Source organism: Weissella sp. DD23, from assembly GCF_001579105.1.
Taxonomy (GTDB): domain Bacteria; phylum Bacillota; class Bacilli; order Lactobacillales; family Lactobacillaceae; genus Weissella; species Weissella cibaria.
Genome location: NZ_KQ970390.1, coordinates 389,991 through 394,271, shown reverse-complemented (window position 1 = coordinate 394,271; position 4,281 = coordinate 389,991). Strand labels below are relative to the sequence as shown.

Genomic DNA, 4,281 nt, shown 5'->3' with positions numbered 1-4,281 from the left:
ATCAAAGCGGCTATCAAATCAAGAATGATTTCGGCCAAACAGCGAATCGAGATACGTATTATTTCGACGCACAAGGTCATGTTGTCACGGGAATCCAAACAATTGCAAACAAGGTTTATGATTTTGATGAGCAAGGTCGAATGCTGAAAGGCATTGCCACGTCAGTTGATGACAAGATGATGTATTTTGATGATCAAACAGGTGTTGGACAACCGGCTGATCATCCTGAATTCAACCCTGAAACGGAACCGGTTCCTGACGACAATATCAAACATAATGCAGCACATGGTACGACACCAGCAGATTTTGATTCGATGGCTGGCTACCTGACGGCTGATACTTGGTATCGCCCAACCGATATTTTGGAAAATGGTGAGACGTGGCGCGAATCGCAACCAACTGAATTTCGACCACTGTTAGCAACTTGGTGGCCAACAAAACAAACTCAGGCCGATTACGTGAACTACATGAATCACGCATTAGATATGTCAAATGCAAGTGTGTCAGCTGCCGATTCAGAAGCCACGCTAACTGCGGCAACCGATGCTATTCAAGCGGCCGTTGAGCACCAAATTACGGTGCGCCAATCAACGGCCTGGTTACGTGAATTAATGGCCGCGTTTGTTGTGACACAGCCACAGTGGAATAAAACCAGTGAAGATGTTAATGATGATCATTTGCAAGGTGGGGCGCTAACATTTGAGAATAACGGCGACACAGACGCTAATTCGGATTATCGCCTCATGAATCGCACGCCAACAAATCAGACTGGTGAACGCTTGTATCACATTGATGACTCGCTTGGCGGTTACGAATTATTGCTGGCAAATGACGTTGACAATTCAAATCCACAAGTTCAGGCAGAACAATTGAATTGGTTGTACTACTTGATGCATTTTGGGGATATTACAGCTGATGATCCGGATGCAAATTTTGATGCCATACGGATTGATGCGGTCGATAATGTCGATGCTGATTTACTTCAACTAGCAGCTCAGTATTTCCGTGATGCCTATGGCATGGCCACGACTGACGCGACATCAAATAAGCATCTTTCAATACTTGAGGATTGGAGCCATAACGATCCGGCGTATATGCAAGCACACGGCAATGATCAATTAACGATGGATGATTATATGCACACACAGTTGATTTGGTCATTAACCAAGCCAGAGGCACAACGTGGCACCATGGCACGCTTTATGGACTTCTATCTCACCAACCGTGCTAATGATGATACAGAAAACACGGCGCAACCTAGTTACTCGTTTGTGCGTGCCCATGATAGCGAAGTGCAAACAGTCATTGCTGAAATCGTGACGAAGCTACATCCAGAAGCAGGAAACGGGTTAATGCCTACGGAAGAACAAATGGCAGAAGCGTTTAAGATTTACAATGCGGACCAAAAGAAGGCCGTTAAAACTTACACGCACTACAATATGCCATCTGCATACGCCATGCTGTTAACGAACAAGGATGTTATTCCACGAATTTACTATGGTGACTTGTACACTGACGATGGGCAATTCATGGCGACAAAATCACCCTATTTTGATGCGATTTCGGCTATGTTACAAGCGCGCACGAAGTATGTAGCTGGTGGACAAACGATGGCGGTTGACCAGCACGACGTCTTGACTAGCGTTCGGTTTGGTAAGGGTGCCATGACGGCCAGTGATTTAGGAAATGCTGAGACTCGGACTGAGGGTGTGGGATTAATTATTAGCAACAACCCAAAGTTGCAATTGGGACAACAAGATAACGTGGTGTTACACATGGGACTTGCGCACGCGAATCAAGCATTCCGAGCAGTTGTACTAACGACCGCGACCGGATTAACCATTTATAATGACGATGATGCTCCAATTCGTTATACCGATAATAAGGGTGATTTAATTTTCAATAACCATGACGTATATGGCGTGTTGAATCCACAAGTGTCAGGCTTCTTGGCAATGTGGGTGCCAACTGGTGCACCAGCGAACCAGGATGCGCGATCTACTGCGTCAACCAACAGTTCAACGGATGGATCTGCCTACCATTCTAATGCGGCTTTAGATAGTCAAGTCATCTTTGAATCATTTTCGAATTTCCAGGCTATGCCAACAAGCCATGACACGTACACCAACGTTGTGTTAGCCAATCATGCTGACCAGTTACACGATTGGGGAATAACTTCGGTACAGTTAGCGCCACAATACCGGTCTTCAACCGACGGAACCTTTTTGGATGCGATTATTCAAAATGGCTATGCCTTCACTGACCGTTATGATTTAGGGTTTGGTACGCCAACTAAGTATGGGGATGATACGGATTTGCGGAACGTCATCAAAGCATTGCATGCAAATGGCATGCAAGTAATGGCTGATTTTGTGCCGGATCAATTGTATACATTACCAGGTAAGGAATTGGTACAAGTCACCCGAACAAACAATATGGGTGAGCCAGATACACACTCTGACATCCAACATATTTTATATGTGACGAGCACTCGGGGTGGCGGTGAGTATCAGAAACAGTACGGTGGTGAGTTCCTTGAGCGGTTACGTGCGCTCTACCCTGATTTATTTACGACACGTCAAATTTCAACCGGACAAACCATTGATGATTCAGTAAAAATTAAAGAATGGTCAGCTAAGTATTTGAATGGTACCGCAATTCAAGGCCGTGGAGCTGGCTATGTGCTACGTGATAATGGTACAAATGCTTATTACAAGGTGACGGCAAATGACGGTAATGTGAACTTACCAAAGCAATTACTCGGACAACCAGTGATGACCGGATTCTATCACGAGGCAGATGGTTATCATTTTGAAACATTGAGTGGTACGTCGGCCAAAGATGCCTTCATTATGGGTGACGATGGGGCGCTGTATTATTTTGATGATCAGGGCGTCATGGTAACGGGTAAGCAACGTGTGCACCAAGACCAGTATTTCTTCCTACCAAACGGTATTGCTCTGACGGATGCGTTTGTACAAAGTGCGGATGGTCAACGTCAGTACTATGATAAAACAGGTCGCCTGGTCATTAATCAATATGTGACTGACCACCAAGCAAATGCGTTCCGGGTTGATGCAGACGGTAACGTTGTTCGTAACCAAGCTTTGACTGTTGACGGCCATGAACAATATTTCGGCACAAACGGTGTCCAAGCGAAAGCAGTGCTCATTCGAACTGACGATAATCAGGCACGGTACTACGAAGCCAATAGTGGTAATCTCGTGAAGCAACAGTTTATTCTTGATACAGATGGACATTGGTTGTACGCCGATGCTGCAGGAGACTTGGTACGCGGACAAATTACGGTTGGCCAAGACACGTTGTATTTTGATGATAATAATCATCAGGTAAAAGATGATTTTGTCTATGATACTAACGGTGTGCATTATTTTAATGGCACAACAGGCGCTGAAATCAAACAAGATTACGCGTTTCATGATGGCAAATGGTACTATTTTGATGATTTGGGACGAATGGTAACCGGTTTGCAGCGTATTAATGGTGAGTATCGCTATTTTGATGCTAATGGTGTGCAACTAAAGGGTGGTACCGTGACCGATCCACTAACGCACCAAACGTACACTTTTGATGCGCAAACTGGTGTTGGTACGTTGGTGACGTTTTAACTGAATAATGGACTAGAAAAGACGATTTTGTATCGTCTTTTTTAGTTTCGATAACTAAATAAGTGCTCATTTTTGCATTGGGACTCAGAATTAGCGGGCGCGCAAGCGTCTTTTCGTGTTAAACTTATTAGTAATTAATATTTTGAGGAGTCTGTTATATGGCAACAATTTTAGTTGTAGATGATGAACCGTCATTGGTGACGCTACTGTCATACAACCTGACTAAATCAGGCTTCGAGGTCGTGACTGCTACATCCGGTGACGAGGCACGAAATCAGCTGGCGAATCATCCTATTGATTTGATGCTGCTAGATGTCATGTTGCCTGGTAAGAGTGGCGTTGACTTAACACGAGAACTGCGAGGCGAACAGAATCGTATTCCAATTATTATGATTACCGCCTTGGATGACGAAGTTGACAAAATTTTGGGTCTCGAAATTGGGGCGGACGATTATGTCACGAAGCCATTTAGTCCACGTGAAGTGATTGCGCGCGTTCGGGCGGTTTTGCGTCGTTTGGATAAACAACAAGAACCGCAAGTAGCGAAAACACCAACGAAACTAAAACAATTTGGTAATCTAACAATCGATTTTGATAAGATGGTTGTGCAACGACAGGGTGAAATTGTAAAGCTAACACCAAAGGAATATGA

Annotated in this window: 2 protein-coding genes; both read left to right on the top strand. The window is 44.4% G+C overall.

The window, feature by feature from the left end; translation table 11 throughout:
* On the top strand, positions 1 to 3,629 hold a 3,629-nt coding region (locus tag WEIDD23_RS01880), incomplete at its 5' end, for a glycoside hydrolase family 70 protein (RefSeq protein ID WP_062358707.1).
* 158 nt (positions 3,630 to 3,787) lie between these two features.
* On the top strand, positions 3,788 to 4,281 hold a 494-nt coding region (locus WEIDD23_RS01875), incomplete at its 3' end, for a response regulator transcription factor (RefSeq protein ID WP_242865382.1).